Genomic DNA, 16786 nt, shown 5'->3' on the forward strand with positions numbered 1-16786 from the left:
ATGAAATCTCCTCTCCGCTGGTTGCTCGCCGGAGCGCTGGTCGCCGGAACCCTCCTGGTTCCACCGGCTGCCAGTGTCGCTGCGGCTGCTGCCTCGGTCAGTCCCCCTCCCAGCTATCAAGCACTGCCCAGCTTCCAGTTACAGACCTCCGCGCAGGTCTCCGACGACTCGGCCGTCACCAAGCCGGGCTTCCCCACCACCGGCTGGTTGCCGGTCTCGTCCCGATCCACGGTTTTCGCCGGGCTGCTGCAGAACAACAAGTACCCGGACCCGTTCGTCTCGACGAACATGAAGAACGTCGACAAGGCGCAGTTCACCGTCCCGTGGTGGTACCGGACCGAACTGCAGCTGGCCGACACCAGCCAGCGCACGTACCTCGACTTCAGCGGCGTGATGTCGCGGGCCGACGTCTGGGTGAACGGCGTCCGCGTCGCCGACAAGAACCAGGTCGTCGGCGCCTACACCCGGCACGACCTCGACATCACGGCGCAGGTGCACGCCGGCAGCAACTCGATCGCGTTCAAGGTCTACCCGAACGATCCGAACCGCGATCTCACCATGGGCTGGATCGACTGGGCCCAGACGCCGCCCGACAAGAACATGGGCATCGTGCGGGACGTCCTGGTACGACGCAGTGGCGCCGTCGCTCTGCGCGGCGCGCACGTGGTCACGAACCTGGCCGTGCCGTCGCTGAACCACGCGGACCTGATCCCGAAGGTCGACGTCCGCAACGACTCGGCCGCCGCGGTGACGACCACGGTCAGCGGCACGGTGGCCGGCGTACCGGTGAGTCAGACGGTGTCGCTGGCGGCCAAGGAGAAGAAGACCGTCACCTTCGCGACGATCGGCTTGGACAACCCGAACGTCTGGTGGCCGGCCGGCATGGGCGGGCAGCCGCTCTACGCGATCGACCTGACCGCCTCGGTCGCCGGTACGGCGTCCGACAGTACGACGGCGAAGTTCGGCGTACGGGATGTGAAGGCGCCGCTGAACAGCAGCGGCGGCCGAGCGTACTCGATCAACGGACGGCCGCTGCTGATCAAGGGCGGCGGCTACTCACCGGATCTGTTCCTGCGCTGGGACCTGACCGCGGCCGCCGACAAGCTCAAGTACGTCAAGGACCTGGGCCTGAACACGGTCCGGCTGGAAGGCCACATCGAGCCGGACGAGTTCTTCGACCTGGCCGACGAGCTCGGCGTCCTGACCATGCCCGGCTGGGAATGCTGCGACAAGTGGGAAGGCCAGGTGAACGGCAAGTTCCCGTGGACGGCCGAGGACTACGTGACCGCCAAGCTGTCGATGACCGGTGAGGCGGAGCGGCTGCGCAACCACCCGAGCGTCTTCACGTTCCTGATCGGCTCCGACTACGCGCCGGACCAGAAGATCGAGAAGGGCTACCTCGACGCGTTGACCGCGGCCGACTGGCAGACCCCGGTGGTCCCGGCCGCCGCGAAGCGGTCGTCGCCCCAGCTCGGCACGTCCGGCATGAAGATGAACGGGCCGTACGACTGGATCCCGCCGAACTACTGGTACGACAAGGCACATAGCGACTCCGGCGGTGCGTGGAGCTTCAACTCTGAGACCTCGGCCGGCCCGGACATCCCGACACTGGACACCCTGAACCGGATGATGACACCGGCCGAGCTCGAGGTGCTGTGGAAGAACCCGTCGGCGACCCAGTACCACCGCTCCGAGTCGTCGACCTTCGGCAACCTGAAGCTCTTCGGTGACGCACTGGCCGGCCGGTACGGCGCTCCGACGGATCTGACCGACTACGTCAAGAAGGCGCAGCTCGCGGCGTACGAGAACGTGCGTGCCGAGTTCGAGTCGCACAACCGCAACTTCAGCGACTCGTCGAACCCGTCGACCGGACTGATCTACTGGATGCTCAACAGTGGCTGGACATCCCTGCACTGGCAGCTGTTCGACGCCTACCTGGATCAGAACGGCGCGTACTACGGCGCCAAGAAGGCGAACGAGCCGCTGCACATCCAGTACTCCTACGACACCAAGTCCGTTGCCGTCGTCAACCAAAACCACGCGACGGCGTCCGGGCTGACGGCGTCGGTCAAGCTGTACAACATCGACGGCACCGAGAAGTTCTCGCAGTCGGCGAACGTCACCGTTCCGGGTGACGGCGGCAAGACCACCGCGCTGACGATCCCGTCGGTGAGCGGACTGACGACGACGTACCTGGCGAAGCTTGTGCTGACGAACTCGTCCGGCGTCGAGGTGAGCCGGAACGTCTACTGGCTGTCCACGAAGGCCGACACGCTCGACTGGAACAACACCGACTGGTACTACACGCCGACGACCAGCTACGCGGACCTGAAGGGTCTGTCTTCGCTCGCGCAGGCGCCGGTGTCGGCGAGCGCGTCGACCACGACCTCGGGTGAGAACACCATCACCACGGTCACCCTGAAGAACACCTCCACTGCCAAGACGCCGGCGTTCTACCTCGACGCGCACGTCGTGGCGAACGGCAAGCCAGTGCTGCCGATCCAGTGGACCGATAACGCCGTATCGCTGTGGCCGGGCGAGACGACGGTACTGCGGGCGACGTACCGGACCGCGGATCTGAAGGGCGCCTCGCCGTCGGTGCGGATCACCGGGTGGAACACCGCCACCCAGACGATCCCGGGCAACGGCGGCGGCGGTCCGACCGACCCGGTGCCGGTTGTCTACCAGGCCGAGGAGGCCACCATCACCTCCGGCGTCGTCGAGTCGAACCACGAAGGATTCACCGGAAGCGGCTTCGTGAACTACAACAACGAGGTCGGCAGTGCCGTCGAGTGGACGGTCAATGCGGCCCAGGCCGGCCCGGCCACGATCGAGCTCCGCTACGCCAACGGTACGACGGCCAACCGGCCGATGGACCTGTCGGTGAACGGTTCGGTCGTCTCCCCCGGGCTGGCGTTCGCCGGAACCGGCGCCTGGACGACCTGGCAGACCAGAACCGTCACCGTCAATCTCGTTGCTGGGAGCAACAAGATCAAGGCCGTGGCCACCACGGCCAACGGCGGTCCGAACGTGGACAAACTCACCGCGTCCTGACAGCGAACCGCGCCTGGCCCTCCGGGGTCAGGCGCGGGCGGCGATCCGGCGGGCGGTGTCGCGGATCTCGTCCCAGAGATCGACGCCCGAATCGAGCATGACCTGCATCTTCGCCGGGTCCTGCTCGCCGAAGAACTCGCCGATGGTGACCTCGTGGTCCGGGCGATCGACGATCGTGATCGGGTCGCCGGCCGCGATCGATCCGGTCCGCAGAACCTTCAGGTAGGCCCCGGGGCACCCGGCCTGATGGAACCGTTTGACCCAGCGCGGCTCCTCCATCCGGTGCTGGAAGGTGATGCACGGGACTCGGGGCGCGCGGACCATCACCTCGACCTCGTTCCCGATCCGCCACACCTCACCGAGCAAGGCACCCGTGATGTCGAGGCCTTGCGTCCGGAGGTTCTCGCCGAACAAGCCGCTCGGGATCTCCCGGTCCAGCTGTCCGGACCACCAGTTGGCGTCCTCCTCGGCGTACGCGTAGAGCGCCTGATCCGGACGCCCGTGGTTCGCGGTGTCACAGACCCGATCGCCCGCGAGGCCGCGCTCGCCCACCGGCACCCGCCCGGCCTGCGGCCGCTTGTCGATCGCGGTGAAGCCGGTGTCCTTCGGACCTGGGATCAGTTCCTCGACCACGTTCACCGTCAGTACGCGCATACCGGCCAGAGTAGCTACTCCTGGATGGCCTTGACGATGGAAATATTGCGGGTCAGCCAATCCTGCGGCAGGTTCTCGTCGTGGTCCTCGAGCGTCCAGAGCACGTTCAGCATCTGGCGAACGATCACCCAGTTGCGGGCGCGCTCCTCGTCGAAGCCGGCCGCGTCGACCGCGGTGTAGAAACGCTGCTGGACGGCGAACCGCAGATCACCGGTGATCTCGTCCCAGCGGTTCCAGATCAGCGGCGCGACCTCGTAGTGCGGATCGCCGGACAGCGGCTTGGGGTCGATCACCAGCCAGGGCTCGCGCGTCGAAGCCAGCATGTTCTCGTAGTGCAGGTCGGTGTGGATCAGGCGGCCGTCGGTGGCCGGGTCCGAGACGAAGTCCTCGGCCAGCGAGATCGCCTGCTCGACGTACCGGTGTGGCACCGGCGCCGAGGCCGGCAGTTGCCGGAAGCGCTCCAGCCACCGCTTCAACTCCCCCGACAACGTCCGGTACTGCGGTCCGGCGACCACGTGCAGCCGCTGGTACGCCGTACCGACGAGCTCGCAGGCGTCAAGAACAGGGAGCGTGGTGAGGTCCCGCGGCTCCAGCCGCTCGAGCAGCATCGCGAACCGGCGCGGATCCGCCCGCAGCAACTGAACCGCGCCGTTCCCAGCCCAGTCCCGCAACGCGAGATGCTCGGTCTCCGCCTCCCAGTGCGGGAACTGCACCTTCAGTACGGCGCTCTGCCCGTCCCGCGTGAGCACCGGAACCACCAGCGCACACTCGCCATGCGCCGACGCCCCGTCGACGCGCAACTCCCACTCGTCGAGCAGCTCCCGCGTCAGCCGCGGGAGCCGGTCCAGCCAGTCGGCCCAGTCCTGGCCGCGCGAAGCAACGACCAGCAGACCGGCCGGGATGTCGACAGGCTGCGGCACTACTTCTTGGCCTTCTCCGCCGGCTCGTTGGTCTTGAGGGCAGCGATGAAGGCTTCCTGCGGGACCTCGACCCGGCCCACCATCTTCATCCGCTTCTTGCCTTCCTTCTGCTTCTCGAGCAGCTTGCGCTTACGGGTGATGTCACCGCCGTAGCACTTGGCCAGGACGTCCTTGCGGATCGCGCGGATCGACTCGCGGGCGATGATCCGGGACCCGATCGCGGCCTGGATCGGCACCTCGAACTGCTGCCGCGGGATCAGCTCCTTGAGCTTGCCGGCCAGCGCGACGCCGTACGCGTAGGCGTTGTCGCGGTGCACGATCGCGGAGAACGCGTCCACGGTCTCGCCCTGGAGCAGGATGTCGACCTTGACCAGGTTGGCGGCCTGCTCACCAGTCGGTTCGTAGTCCAGCGAGGCGTAGCCCTTGGTCTTCGACTTCAGCTGGTCGAAGAAGTCGAAGACGATCTCGGCCAGCGGCAGCGTGTAGCGCAGCTCGACCCGGTCCTCGGACAGGTAGTCCATCCCGTTCAGGTTGCCGCGCTTGGTCTGGCACAGATCCATGATCACGCCGATGAAGTCCTTGGGGCTCAGGATCGTCGCCCGCACCACCGGCTCGTAGATGTCGGCGATCTTGCCCTCGGGGAACTCGCTCGGGTTGGTGACGACGTGTTCCTTGCCGTCCTCCATCTCGACCCGGTAGACCACGTTCGGCGCCGTCGAGATCAGGTCCAGGTCGAACTCGCGCTCGAGCCGCTCCCGGACGATCTCCATGTGCAGCAGGCCGAGGAAGCCACAGCGGAAGCCGAAGCCGAGCGCGCCCGAGCTCTCCGGCTCGTACTGCAACGCCGCGTCGTTGAGCTGCAGACGCTCGAGAGCGTCGCGCAGCGTCGGGTAGTCGTCGCCGTCGATCGGGAAGAGCCCGGAGTAGACCATCGGCTGCGGGTGCTTGTAGCCGCCGAGCGCCTCGGTCGCGCCGTGGACCGCGGCGGTGACCGTGTCACCCACGCGGGACTGCCGGACGTCCTTCACACCGGTGATCAGGTAGCCGACCTCGCCGACGCCGATGCTCTTCGACTTCATCGGCTCCGGGGAGATCACCCCGACCTCGAGCATCTCGTGCACGGCGCCGGTCGACATCATCTTGATCCGGTCACGGTGCGTCAGCTCGCCGTCGACGACCCGGACGTACGTGACCACGCCGCGATAGGTGTCGTAGACGGAGTCGAAGATCAGTGCGCGCGGCGGTGCGTCCTTGACGCCCTTCGGCGGCTCGATCTGGGCGACGATCTCGCTCAGCAGGTCCTCGACGCCCTCACCGGTCTTCGCCGACACCCGCAGCACGTCCTCGGGGCGGCAGCCGATGATGTGCGCCAGCTCCGCGGCGTACTTGTCGGGCATCGCGCCCGGCAGGTCGATCTTGTTCAGCACCGGGACGATGTGCAGGTCCGCGTTCAAAGCGAGGTACAGGTTCGCCAGCGTCTGCGCCTCGATGCCCTGCGCGGCGTCGACCAGCAGCACCGCGCCCTCGCACGCCTCCAACGACCGCGACACCTCGTAGGTGAAGTCGACGTGGCCGGGGGTGTCGATCATGTTCAGGATGTACGTCGTACCGTCCGGAGCCAGCAGGCCACCCGGAGTATCCGGCTTCGGGGCGAACGGCAGCCGGACCGCCTGCGACTTGATCGTGATGCCGCGCTCGCGCTCGATGTCCATCCGGTCCAGGTACTGGGCCCGCATCGAGCGGTCGTCGACCACTCCGGTGATCTGGAGCATCCGGTCGGCCAGCGTCGACTTGCCGTGGTCGATGTGGGCGATGATGCAGAAGTTCCGGATCAGCGACGGGTCGGTACGACCCGGCTGCGGCACATTCGTGGGGACAGCGGGCACGGAGGGGATCCAGTTCGTCTCGGGTGGTACTACCTGCACAACTGCTCAATCATCCCATGCGGAGCCAGCGGATTTGAAAAATCGCAGCAGGCGGCGCCCGCTGGCCCTACCGTGGTGACGCATGGCACACGCTGCAGGGGTCCGGCTGCCCTTCGAAAACACGCCCGCCGCGGTCCGCGCCTGGGTCGACCGGGCGCTCGGTTCGGCGGTGGTCTCCGCCGCGACCCAGCAGGGCGGCTTCTCCCCCGGCGTCGCCGCCCGCCTCGTCACCGCCTCCGGCCGCCGCGCCTTCGTCAAAGCCGTCGGTACGGCGCTCAATCCGAAGACACCATCGCTGTTCCGCAACGAGATCACCGCCGTCCAGGCGATCGGCTCGTTGCCGTCGGCACCCCGCCTGCTGGACGTGTACGACGACGGGGACTGGGTCGGACTGCTGTTCGAGGACATCTCCGGCTGGATGCCCTCGCACCCGTGGGTCCAGTCCGAGGTCGACCGAGTGCTGGACGCACTGGCTTCGTTGACCGACGCGCTGTACCCCTCGCCGTGGCCGGACGCGCCGGTGGTCGCGGTCCGCAGCCGCGAGTTCCTCAGTCGCTGGGACCAGGTCCTCGCGGACGGCCTCGCCGTACCGGACTGGCTCGTCGGGCGCGTCGAGGAGCTCGCCGCGCTGGCGCAGGACACGCTACGAGTCATGGCGGACGGCAAGGCGCTTGCCCATTACGACCTGCGCGCGGACAACATCATCCTGACCGACGACCGCGTCGTCTTCATCGACTGGGCCCACCCAGGACTTGGCCCCCGCTGGACCGACACTGTGATCCTGCAGGCGGACATACGGAGCAGTGCGGTGAAGCTGCCCGAGCTACCGGACGACCCCGCGATCACCGGCTTCATCGCCGCCATCGCGGGCGGCCAATGGTGGGGAGCAGCCCAGCCGGCCCCGCCTGGCCTGCCGACGATCCGGGCGTGGCAGCGGTCGCAGGCGCTGGTCCACCTGGACTGGGTGCGGGAGCGGCTCGGGTAGCAGCGTTTCGGTGGGCCGGGCGTCTCTGGGGGTGTGACGAATCAAATGGTGAGCATCAGCGGCCCTCCCCGGGCCCTGGCGCGTGATGACGCGCAGACCGCCGTGTCGGCGCTCTATCAGCAGCACTGGGCGGGCCTCGTGCGCCTGGCCGTGCTGGTGATGGACGACCGGCAGGCGGCAGAGGACGTCGTACAGGAGGCTTTCACCAACCTGTATCGGCACTGGCCGCTGAAGGAACCGGAAGCGGCGCTCGGATACCTGCGGACCGCGGTACTCAACCGCAGTCGCTCGGTCCTGCGCCGCCGCCGGGTCGCGCGGCTCTACATTCCACCCCACCAGGCTCCCAACGCCTCCGCCGAGAGCGACGCCGTCCTCGGCGAGGAGCGGCTCCAGGTGCAACGGGCACTGCAGGCCCTGCCCACCCGGACCCGCGAGGTCCTGGTCCTCCGCTTCTACCTCGATCTCCCGTTCGCCGAGATCGCCCAGCTCCTGGGCATCGGCGAGTCCAGCGCCCGCTCGAACGCCTCCCGCGGCCTCGCGACGCTGACCGACCGCTTGAAGGACATCCGATGAACGACACCGAATCGCGCCTGCGCGACTACCTGGACACCAAGGCCGCCACCGTCCCCACCAACGAGCAAGGCCCCGGCCTGCTCGCCGAAACCACCCACCGCCGCTCCCCCTGGCCAGTCCTGGCCACCGCCGCCTCCGTCGCCGCCGTACTGGCCCTGACGGTCACCGTCCTGACCAACCTGGGCCCCGACAATGCCTCCCCGGCCGGGCCGTCTCCGCTCACCAACGAGGCCCCGAAGGTGCCGTACTCCGTCACCGGTGACGGCCCCCAATTCAAGGGCACCGTGTACGACGGCTCCCGCAGCCTGCCGCTCCCGGCGGGACTCCGTGCGGTCGCCGCGCGGGTCCCCGGTGGCTGGCTGACCGAGTACTTCGTGCAGGAGGCGCCGAGCGTGGATCCGCACGTCGGCATCCTGAAGAGCAACGGAACCTTCCAGCGCCTGGGACCGAAGCGAGCGCTCTCCCCGATCCTGTCCCCGGACGGTCAGCAGGTCGCCATGACCACCTACCCGACGCAGTCGGGCCGGGTCGTCGTCCACGACATCGCGAGCGGCGCCGAAGTCGCTTCGATTCCGCTGCCGCCGAACAAGGCCGGTGCGTTGAGCTGGAACAAGACCGGGATCTGGCTCGACTCCGGTGTTCCTTGGGCTACCGATCGGCTGTACGTGTGGAAGCCGGGCGAGAAGAAGGCGCGGCCGGTGCAGACCCCGAAGGGCTTCGAGGGGATCGCCACGACTCCGAACTCGGACCTCGTGGTCTTCTCGACCGGGCCCGAGCGGACGGCACCGAAGCCGGGGCAGAACTTCGCCACGACCAAGCCTGAGCCCGCGGTCGACCACTGCCTGCAGATCGGTGTCCTGCGGAACAACGCGATCGATGTTCAGCGCGAGTACTGCGAGAAGACGGTGCTGGGCCTGTCCGCGGCGCTGTCGCCCGATGGCCAGAGGGTGGTGAACACCACCAGCAAGCTGACCATCGACGTCGCCACCGGAAAGATCACCAAGCTCGACATTCCGGATCGCTTCGACGGCACGCCGGTGTTCGAAGACGCGACCAAGCTTCTGGCCGTCACTGAGCCCGAGACCGGCACCGGGCCGAAGCGGCTGTACCGCTGCGAGGTCACCACCGGCGAGTGCAAGCTGCTCCGCACCGAGAAGGACAAGTACATCACCCTCGCTCGCCCCTGAAAAACGACGAAAGGGCGCTCCCACCGTGCTGGTGGGAGCGCCCTTTAGTTTGTGTCTTAGCTGTCTACGCGGAGCACGGTGGAGCCGGAGCCCGTGCCGCCGTCGGTGTAGGCGAGCTGACCCAAATACCGGGTCCCGGCGGTCAGGCCGGTCCAGTTGGCCGTGACCGTGGTCTGCGCCGCGGTGGTGACCGGCTGGGAGGCCGGAGTGACCGTCAGGTTGCCCTCGGCCGTGGTGAGGGCCCAGTGGTTGAGCTTGACCGTCTGGTTGTCGGCACCGGCGAAGTAGTCGATGTAGACGTCGTACGAACCGGCCGCCGGAGCAACCAGGTTCGCCTCCTCCTCGGCCGAACCGCCGCCGCTGTTGGCGAGCACGGCCGTCGTACCGGACTTGTAGACGTACACATCGAGGTCAGTGGCCGCCGGGTAGTCCGCGTCGAACGTCGAGAACCGGGCGTACTTGGTACCGGCTGGGATGTTCACCGTGAGCTTCGCGACGTGGTCGTTGGCCTGCGGGTTGGTGGCCGGGAACGACACCCCGCCCGCCTTCTTGATGACGGTCTCGGCGACCGTCGCCGCGGTCAGGCCGACCGAGCTGGTGTCCAGCGTGCCGGTGTAGCCGGCGGTGATCGGCACCTGCACCGAGCCGCTCACGCCAGTGCCCTTGACCTGCACCGGTGCCTTCACGGTCAGCGGCTTGACCGCCAGCGTGCTCGACACCGAGTGGAACGCAGACTTCCACGTGAGAGTCCCGAACGAGTACTGCTCGAGCGGCGCACCGGCGTTCTCGATGGTGACCTTGTACGTCGCGCTCCTGCCGGGAAGCATGACGAGCAGCTTCGGCGACACTGTCACCTTGAGCCCGGTCGCACCCTCGACCTTCGGGAAGTAGACCTCGGGCAGCTTGCTGACGCTCTTCACGGTACGGGTGATCGTCTGCTTGCCGGCCAGGTCACCGATCGCCATGGTCGGGTAGTTCAGGTCGCTCGGGTCGATCTTGCCGCCCGCGCACAGCTCGTGCGTGGCCGCCACCTCACCGGAACCGCAGACGAACTTGGCCCAGTCGGTGTACGTCGAGTCGTAGACCAGGCCCGGGTCCATCGCCTTCTTCGGCTGGACCAGGCCGGCGCCATACCCGAACGGGGTGGCCGGCGTACCGGAGTCGTTCTGGATCGGCTGACCAGCAGTGTCCTTGGCGGTCGCCGTCGTCGCGAGCGCCGACTTGATCGCCATCGGCGACCAGTCCGGGTGCTTGCTCTTCAGGACGGCCGCGATACCTGAGACGTGCGGCGTCGACATCGACGTACCGCTCATGAACGCGTACTCGCCACCGGCCGCGCTGAACGCGGTCGTCGCGGCCAGCACGTTGGTGCCGGGAGCCATCAGGTCCGGCTTGAGCAGGTCGCCGTTGCCGGCCGGGGACGGACCGCGGCTTGAGGAGGCGGCGACCTTCGGTGCCACGACCTTGACCGGCGTACCGGCGCTGATTGTCGCGGTCGGGTTCGCCGTACCGCTCACGTAGGCCTTGACGCCCGGTGCGGCCTTGTCGTCCAGGTGGACCGACGGAACCGTGTGCAGGTCGGAGTCCAGCGTGCCGGGGGTGATGTTGAGCAGGATCATGCCGACGCCGCCGGCCGCCTTCACCTGGGCGCTCTTGTCGACGCGGGCGTTGACGCCGCGGTCGCAGACGACGATCTTGCCGGTCACCTTGGCGGGGTCGAGCGTTCCGGCCTGGCAGAGCACCAGGTTGGTCGGGTTCGCACCGGCCAGCCCGGCGTCCTTGGCCAGGATCACCGGGGTGCTCGGGACGCCCGCGCCGATGCCGGCGCCGGTGTACTTGCTGCCGTCGCCGAAGGTGACGGTGGTCTGGATGTCGCGGTCATGGGTGCCGTTGGCAACGGTCGTCACCCACGGGTAGGTCTTGCCCACCGTCGCTGCGCCCGGGCCGGTGTTGCCGGCGCTGACCGAGACGAACACGCCCGCCTTGGCGGCGCGCAGGAAGGCCAGGCCGGTCGCGTTCACGTACGTCGACCCGGAGCCGGAGATCGAGTAGTTGATCACGTCGACGCCGTCGGCGACCGCGGTGTCGATCGCGGCGATGATGTCCGCGTCGGTGCCGGAACCGCCACCGGTCGCGTCGACCGCCCAGAGCGCCTTGTAGATCGCGAGCCGGGCCTGCGGCGCCATCCCGGAGCCCTTGCCGTAGTCGCGACCCATCACGGTCATGTCGACGCCGTAGTTACCGCCCGCGGTGCTCGCGGTGTGCGTGCCGTGGCCGCCGAAGTCACGTGGCGACGTGAACTCCTCCGCGATCGGGCGGGTGCCGATGCCCTTGTTGAAGTAGCGGGCGCCGATCACCTTGTTGTTGCAGGTGACGAGCGGGGCTTCCTCGCCGGCCTGGCAGGTGCCCTTCCACTTCTTCGCGATCAGCGCGTCCGACTGCTTGGTGGTCTTGATCGGCGCGAAGCTCGGCCGCTCCGGGACGAAGCCGGAGTCGATGACGCCGATGATCACGCCGTCGCCGGCCTTGTCGACGCCACCGGCCTGCTGCCAGGCGCCGCCCTTGCCGGACAGGCCGAGGAAGCGCGGGGTGTCGACGGTGTCCTGGTGCTGCAGCTCGCTCGGCTCGACGCTCTTCACACCGGACGACTTCGCCAGCTTCACGGCGTCGTCGTACGACATCTCGGCGGAGAAGCCGGAGTACGTGTAGTTGTAGTCGTAGAGCTTCTTGGCGTGCGGAGTGGCCTGCAGGACCTGGTCACGCTCACGCGTCAGGTGCTGGACGTAGCTCGTGACCGACGCGGCGGTCTTGACCAGCTTGCCGCCGGCGGCGACGCGGGTGGCGGGCAGTCCGGCGATGTCACCGTCGTACTCGGCCACGGGCGCGTCGTCGAGCTGGACGACGTACGAACCGGTGACGGACTCCTTGACCAGCGGGTCCGGCAGGGTCGGCGTCTCGGCTGCCTGGGCATGAACCAGCGGCAGCCCGGCCAGCGACGCGGCGAGCGCGCTGACCAGGATGATCGGGGTACGGCGGGACAAGATGGTCCTCCAGGACGGTGGGGATCGGCCCGGACACCGGTGGTGAGCAGCGTCACGGGGCCCTGAGTATGCCGCCGGACCCGGTGGGGTGTCACGCTCGGCGCGACCGTGTCATCTCACCGCAAGGGAAAACCCGATGCCGGACCTGACCGAGACGATTGCCGTGGCCGCCCCCGCCTCCGTGCTCTACGACCTGGTCAGCGATCTGCCCCGGATGGGCGAGTGGAGTCCGGAATGTACCGGCGTGACGTGGAATTCCCGTACGCCGGGGCCCGCCGTCGGAGCGCGTTTCGTCGGCCGGAACCGGTCGGGTTTCGTTCGCTGGCCGACGCAGGGCCGCGTTCTGGAGGCCGATCCGGGCCGCCGGTTCAGTTTCGAGATCTTCTTCGGGCCGCTGCAGGTCGCGCTCTGGTCCTACGACTTCACGGTGACCGACGGTGGTTGCGAGGTCACCGAATCGTGGACCGACCGGCGGCCGCTGGTCCTCAGCCTGCCGATGAACACGATCGTTGGCGACCGGGTCAAGATCAACCAGCACGGCATCCGCACCACGCTCGAGCGGCTGAAGGCGGCCGCCGAGAGCTAGTGGGCTGGTTCTAACAGTACGAGCGGGATCTCGCGCTGGGTCTTGGTCTGGTAGCCGGCGTAGTTCTTGTGGTCGGCGATGACCAGCGGCCACAGCCGCGCGCGCTCCTCCGCAGTCGCCACTCGGGCGTGCATGCGCTGCGAAGGCTGCCCCTGGTACACCACGTCCACCGCGGGGTTGTCGCGAAGGTTGAGGAACCACGCCGGGTGCGTATCGTCTCCGCCGCGGGAGGCGACGACCACGATCGTCGAGCCTTCCTGCAGGGGCGACGTCAGCATCACAGAGCGCGGCTCGCCGGACTTGCGGCCGATCGTCGTGAGCTTCAGCACGGGCATGTTCGCCGCTCGCCAGCCGGCCCTGCCGGCGCTGAGCGTGAGCATGACGCGGTGGACCGCGTTCATCGCCTTCAGTGCGAAATCAGTGGGCATGTCATGCTCCGATCGTCGTGGGCAACCTAGCGCAGGCGGCTCAGTTTGGTGCCGGAGTGGGCTGGTTGGTAGTCTGTTCCTTCGTGCATTGCGCGCGACACTTTCCTGTAATGACCGCATACTCCTGATCGAGGCTCTGCTCACGTGGCGAACATCAAGTCCCAGATCAAGCGCAACCGTCAGAACGAGGCTGCGCGACTTCGCAACAAGTCGGTGAAGTCCACCCTCAAGACGGCCGTGCGCCGCTTCCGGGAGGCCGCTGAGGCCGGCGACGCCACCAAGGCGACCGAGACCGCTCAGGTGGCCGGACGGCTGCTCGACAAGGCTGCCAGCAAGGGCGTCATCCACGCCAACCAGGCTGCCAACCGCAAGTCGGCCATCTTCAAGAAGGCCGCCTCGCTCTGAGTCGCACCTGACGATCGGCCAGTCCCCAGGACCGGCCGATCGTTTTTGCGTGCCCGGAACCGGGCGATGCTCAGCCTTCTGCGGCTCAGCTCTCGGCCTGCGGCTCAGCGGCGGCCGTGGGCGCGGCTGACCGTGATGACCATCCGCTCCAGCGCGTAGCCGGCATCGCCGGACGCACCCTTCACGTCGGCATCGGCCTGCGCCACCGCCTTGATCGCCGTCGCCAGACCACCCGGTGTCCACCCCCGGGACTGCTGCCGCAGCGACTTCAGCTTCCACGGCGGTACGCCGACCTCCCGCGCCAGGTCCGCCTCGCGCATCCCACCCGGCGCACTCGAGAACTTCGCCAGCCCCCGCAGCCCGCCGGCCATCGCGCTCGTCACCAGCACCGGCGCGACCCCACAGTCCAGCGCCCAGCGCAGCTGCTCCAGCGCAGGCTCGGTCCGCCCCGCGATCGCCGCATCCGCGACCGCGAAACTCGTCACCTCCGCCCGGCCCCCGAAGTACTGGCCGATCAGCTCGGCCGTGACCGCCTGCCCGCCGGAGTCCGACACCAGCTGCGCACAAGCTCCCGCCAGCGCCCGCAGGTCATGCCCGACCGCGTCCACCAACGCCGTCGCGGCTCGCTCGTCGGCACTCCCGCCGTGCAGCCGGATCTCCCCGGTCACGAACTGCGGCAGCTCCCAAGCCTTCGGCGCCGTCGCCACCACCTCGGTGACCGAGGCCTTCCGCAGCTTGTCGAGCACCCCCTTGCCCTTCTGCCCGCCCGAATGCACGAGCACCAGCAAGATGTCCTCGGCCGGACCACCGGCGTACTCGATCAGTCGCGGCGCCATCTCCGCCGGCAGATTCTCCAGCGCCCGCATCACCAGCACCCGCTCAGCCGCGAACAACGACGGCCCGGTCAGCTCCGCGAACACCCCGACATCCAGCGTCGACGCATCCAGCTCGGTCGTCTCCACCTCGGCGAAATCCTTCTTCACCGCCGCGATCGCCGACCGAACCGCCCGATCCGCCAAGAACCCCTCGGACCCGGTCACCAGCAACACATCGCCCAGCTTCGGCGCAGAACCCCTACGAACAGCCACACCCCAGCATCCCACGCCCCCACCGACAGTTCCGGTACCGGTCGCCGCCGCCTCCCGCGAACCAAGCCGCAGGCCTCAACCGTGCGTGCCCCTGTCCCCCACAACGCGATCTCCGGCATCCGTCCCCCCACAACCCGACGCCCGCCAGCCTTCGCGTCACAACCGATGTCCGCCAGCCTTCGCGTCACAACTCCATGTGCGGCATCCTCCTGCCGCGCGAAACCTGCTGGCTTCACCCATCCTCAGCAGCAAGGATGACCCCATGCCCGCAGATGCCGTACCCGCCGTTGACGCACTGATCCTCGTGGACCTGCAGACCGCGTTCGTCTCCGGACCCAACGCTGTACCGGCTGCCGCGGTACTCCTCGACCGCGTCACCGACCTGCTCGATCGCGCCCGCGCCGCCAACGCAGTCGTCGTACACCTGCAGAACGACGGCCCACCCGGCGCCGACGACGAAGCCGGCACCCCCGGCTGGGAGCTCTACCTCCCCACCAAACCCGGCCCCCGCGAACACGTCATCCGCAAACCCCGAGACGACGGCTTCGACGCCACCACCCTCGGCCCGGTACTCGTCAGCGCCGGCGTCCGCTCCCTCGCCATCTGCGGTGTCATGTCCGAAATGTGCGTCCACGCCACCGCCCGCACCGCCCTCGCCCGCGGCTATCGCGTAGTCCTCCCCCACGACGCCCACGCCACCTACGACGCCCCCGCCGTACCCGGCGTCAGCGAGTCAATCCCCGCCCACACCGTCTCCCGCATAGCCGCCTGGTCCCTAGGCGACCAACCCGACATCACCCACCCCGCAGCCACGGTGACCTTCACAAGCTGACCTGGCCCCTCCCCGTGCCGCCGCCACGGGACGCCTCCCCTTCATCCTGCGACTGCCGGAGATTACTGACATCGGCACGGGCGTATCAGCCACAGAATCTTGCCTGCCCCAAGTCCGCCAGCCAGCGGATGGCTCTCCAATGCGATCAAGTGTCCCGCGTCTGACTCGGCCGGATCGACCGTTGCCGCTGAACACGATCGAGTCCCCTTCCTCGAGGCCAATCGAGCGTTCACCCAAGGCGGTCCGCAGCCGCCACACGATTCCACCTGCCGCCGGGCGCCTACAGCGCCGGTCTCCATCCTCGAACCAGCAGCGCGGGAGCTTGCAACCACTCGACGCCCCGACGAAGCCTTTCTGCTGACCCCACCTGGTCTCCCTCGTCGCGGCCTGGTCACTCGGCGATCAACCCGACAGCACCCACCCGGCGGTCACCATCGCCTTCACACGCCAACCTGCACCTCATCGTGGCGCAGGTGCGGGACTTCTCCCCCTGGCCCTGCAGCTGACCGCGATCCAACTTCGTGTCGCCCTGGCGGGCTTTGGCTGCAGTACTCCCATCCACCAACCTCCCGATACCAGTGGCTGCCGGGCTGTGGTCCTGGAGTTCGAGGTGTCATCCGCGAGCTGACAAGTGCAGGAGATCGAGGACGACAGCTCAGGCCGACCATCGCCTCGGGCGCGTTCAGCGTGCTGCATCGCCGGCCTGACTTGGTGGCGGTAGGCAGTGATGTGCATGGACGGGGCGCGGCAAGCCACTTCCCACACCCGCGGTCGGACAGTCACCACGGACAGGCCGAGCTCGCCGGTACCTGAACAGACTGGTGACGAACGCATAAGCAGGAGAACGCACGATCATGAGGCTCCAGGAGCCGCGAAGGCGACGGTCGCGCCGGCCCCGAGATGACAGGATCAGCCCGGATGACGTTCGTACCGGGGCCGAGGTGACAGCACCAGCCTGGTTCACGTCCGCACGGAGCCGAGGTGACACCACCAGCCTGGCCCACGTTCACACCGGAGCCGAGGTGACACCACCAGCCTGGCCCACGTTCACACCGGAGCCGAGGTGACACCACCAGCCTGGCCCACGTTCACACCGGAGCCGAGGTGA

General features: G+C 68.1%; 13 protein-coding genes. 7 read left to right on the plus strand and 6 right to left on the minus strand.

Annotated elements, in window-relative coordinates; translation table 11 throughout:
* The gene (locus ABZS29_RS25435) at nucleotides 1-3054 is read left to right on the plus strand and encodes a CBM35 domain-containing protein (RefSeq protein WP_355465209.1); all 3054 of its coding nucleotides are present in this window, start codon (nucleotides 1-3) and stop codon (nucleotides 3052-3054) included.
* Between the two features lie 27 nt (nucleotides 3055-3081).
* On the opposite strand, the gene ABZS29_RS25440 is transcribed toward ABZS29_RS25435, so the two are convergent.
* The 3 genes from ABZS29_RS25440 to lepA are packed head-to-tail and all read right to left on the minus strand — an operon-like array spanning nucleotide 3082 to nucleotide 6514.
* The gene (locus ABZS29_RS25440) at nucleotides 3082-3708 is read right to left on the minus strand and encodes an MOSC domain-containing protein (protein WP_355465211.1); all 627 of its coding nucleotides are present in this window, start codon (nucleotides 3706-3708) and stop codon (nucleotides 3082-3084) included.
* 14 nt (nucleotides 3709-3722) lie between these two features.
* The gene (locus tag ABZS29_RS25445; RefSeq protein ID WP_355465213.1) at nucleotides 3723-4628 is read right to left on the minus strand and encodes an aminoglycoside phosphotransferase family protein; all 906 of its coding nucleotides are present in this window, start codon (nucleotides 4626-4628) and stop codon (nucleotides 3723-3725) included.
* Nucleotides 4628-6514: a translation elongation factor 4 gene (gene lepA / locus ABZS29_RS25450; protein ID WP_355465215.1), complete on the minus strand. Its 1887-nt coding sequence runs from the start codon at nucleotides 6512-6514 to the stop codon at nucleotides 4628-4630. Before lepA ends, ABZS29_RS25445 begins: the two co-directional genes overlap by 1 nt.
* 121 nt (nucleotides 6515-6635) lie before the next feature.
* Here lepA and ABZS29_RS25455 point away from each other — a divergent pair, with 121 nt between their 5' ends.
* Genes ABZS29_RS25455 through ABZS29_RS25465 form a run of 3 tightly spaced genes read left to right on the plus strand, consistent with a single transcriptional unit; the run spans nucleotide 6636 to nucleotide 9298 of the window.
* Nucleotides 6636-7538, plus strand: a complete 903-nt coding sequence (locus ABZS29_RS25455) for a phosphotransferase (RefSeq protein ID WP_355465217.1) — start codon at nucleotides 6636-6638, stop codon at nucleotides 7536-7538.
* A 45-nt stretch (nucleotides 7539-7583) separates the two neighbouring features.
* Entirely contained in the window at nucleotides 7584-8111 is a 528-nt protein-coding gene (locus ABZS29_RS25460; RefSeq protein WP_355465219.1) for a sigma-70 family RNA polymerase sigma factor, read from the plus strand.
* Entirely contained in the window at nucleotides 8108-9298 is a 1191-nt protein-coding gene (locus tag ABZS29_RS25465; RefSeq protein WP_355465220.1) for a hypothetical protein, read from the plus strand. The genes ABZS29_RS25460 and ABZS29_RS25465 overlap by 4 nt, the downstream gene beginning before the upstream one ends.
* A 56-nt stretch (nucleotides 9299-9354) precedes the next feature.
* On the opposite strand, the gene ABZS29_RS25470 is transcribed toward ABZS29_RS25465, so the two are convergent.
* Nucleotides 9355-12339 (minus strand): S8 family peptidase, encoded by a 2985-nt coding sequence (locus ABZS29_RS25470; RefSeq protein ID WP_355465222.1) that lies wholly within the window; start codon nucleotides 12337-12339, stop codon nucleotides 9355-9357.
* 136 nt (nucleotides 12340-12475) lie between these two features.
* Here ABZS29_RS25470 and ABZS29_RS25475 point away from each other — a divergent pair, with 136 nt between their 5' ends.
* Nucleotides 12476-12925 (plus strand): SRPBCC family protein, encoded by a 450-nt coding sequence (locus ABZS29_RS25475; RefSeq protein WP_355465224.1) that lies wholly within the window; start codon nucleotides 12476-12478, stop codon nucleotides 12923-12925.
* Here the strand turns inward: ABZS29_RS25475 and ABZS29_RS25480 are convergent.
* On the minus strand, nucleotides 12922-13353 hold the full coding sequence (locus ABZS29_RS25480) for a nitroreductase/quinone reductase family protein (RefSeq protein WP_355465226.1): 432 nt from the start codon (nucleotides 13351-13353) through the stop codon (nucleotides 12922-12924). The two genes, ABZS29_RS25475 and ABZS29_RS25480, sit on opposite strands and share 4 nt — an antisense overlap.
* 144 nt (nucleotides 13354-13497) lie before the next feature.
* Here ABZS29_RS25480 and rpsT point away from each other — a divergent pair, with 144 nt between their 5' ends.
* Nucleotides 13498-13758, plus strand: coding sequence for a 30S ribosomal protein S20 (rpsT, locus tag ABZS29_RS25485; RefSeq protein ID WP_355465228.1), 261 nt, complete (start codon nucleotides 13498-13500; stop codon nucleotides 13756-13758).
* A gap of 104 nt (nucleotides 13759-13862) precedes the next feature.
* Here the strand turns inward: rpsT and holA are convergent, their stop codons facing one another.
* Nucleotides 13863-14846 carry a DNA polymerase III subunit delta gene (holA, locus tag ABZS29_RS25490; protein ID WP_355465230.1) on the minus strand — a complete coding sequence of 328 codons (984 nt, stop codon included), beginning with the start codon at nucleotides 14844-14846 and terminating at the stop codon, nucleotides 13863-13865.
* Between the two features lie 262 nt (nucleotides 14847-15108).
* Between holA and ABZS29_RS25495 the strand changes: the two genes are divergently transcribed.
* Complete coding sequence (locus tag ABZS29_RS25495) at nucleotides 15109-15678, plus strand: isochorismatase family protein (RefSeq protein WP_355465232.1); 570 nt, start codon at nucleotides 15109-15111, stop codon at nucleotides 15676-15678.
* The last annotated feature ends 1108 nt before the right edge of the window (nucleotides 15679-16786 follow it).

This window comes from Kribbella sp. NPDC005582, assembly GCF_040605415.1.
Taxonomy (GTDB): Bacteria; Actinomycetota; Actinomycetes; order Propionibacteriales; family Kribbellaceae; genus Kribbella.

Coding starts and splice junctions, on each gene's coding strand:
- ABZS29_RS25435 (WP_355465209.1), top strand. CDS start 1: ATGAAATCTCCTCTCCGCTGGTTGCTCGCCGGAGCGCTGGTCGCCGGA.
- ABZS29_RS25440 (WP_355465211.1), bottom strand. CDS start 3,708: ATGCGCGTACTGACGGTGAACGTGGTCGAGGAACTGATCCCAGGTCCG.
- ABZS29_RS25455 (WP_355465217.1), top strand. CDS start 6,636: ATGGCACACGCTGCAGGGGTCCGGCTGCCCTTCGAAAACACGCCCGCC.
- ABZS29_RS25460 (WP_355465219.1), top strand. CDS start 7,584: ATGGTGAGCATCAGCGGCCCTCCCCGGGCCCTGGCGCGTGATGACGCG.
- ABZS29_RS25465 (WP_355465220.1), top strand. CDS start 8,108: ATGAACGACACCGAATCGCGCCTGCGCGACTACCTGGACACCAAGGCC.
- ABZS29_RS25475 (WP_355465224.1), top strand. CDS start 12,476: ATGCCGGACCTGACCGAGACGATTGCCGTGGCCGCCCCCGCCTCCGTG.
- ABZS29_RS25480 (WP_355465226.1), bottom strand. CDS start 13,353: ATGCCCACTGATTTCGCACTGAAGGCGATGAACGCGGTCCACCGCGTC.
- ABZS29_RS25495 (WP_355465232.1), top strand. CDS start 15,109: ATGCCCGCAGATGCCGTACCCGCCGTTGACGCACTGATCCTCGTGGAC.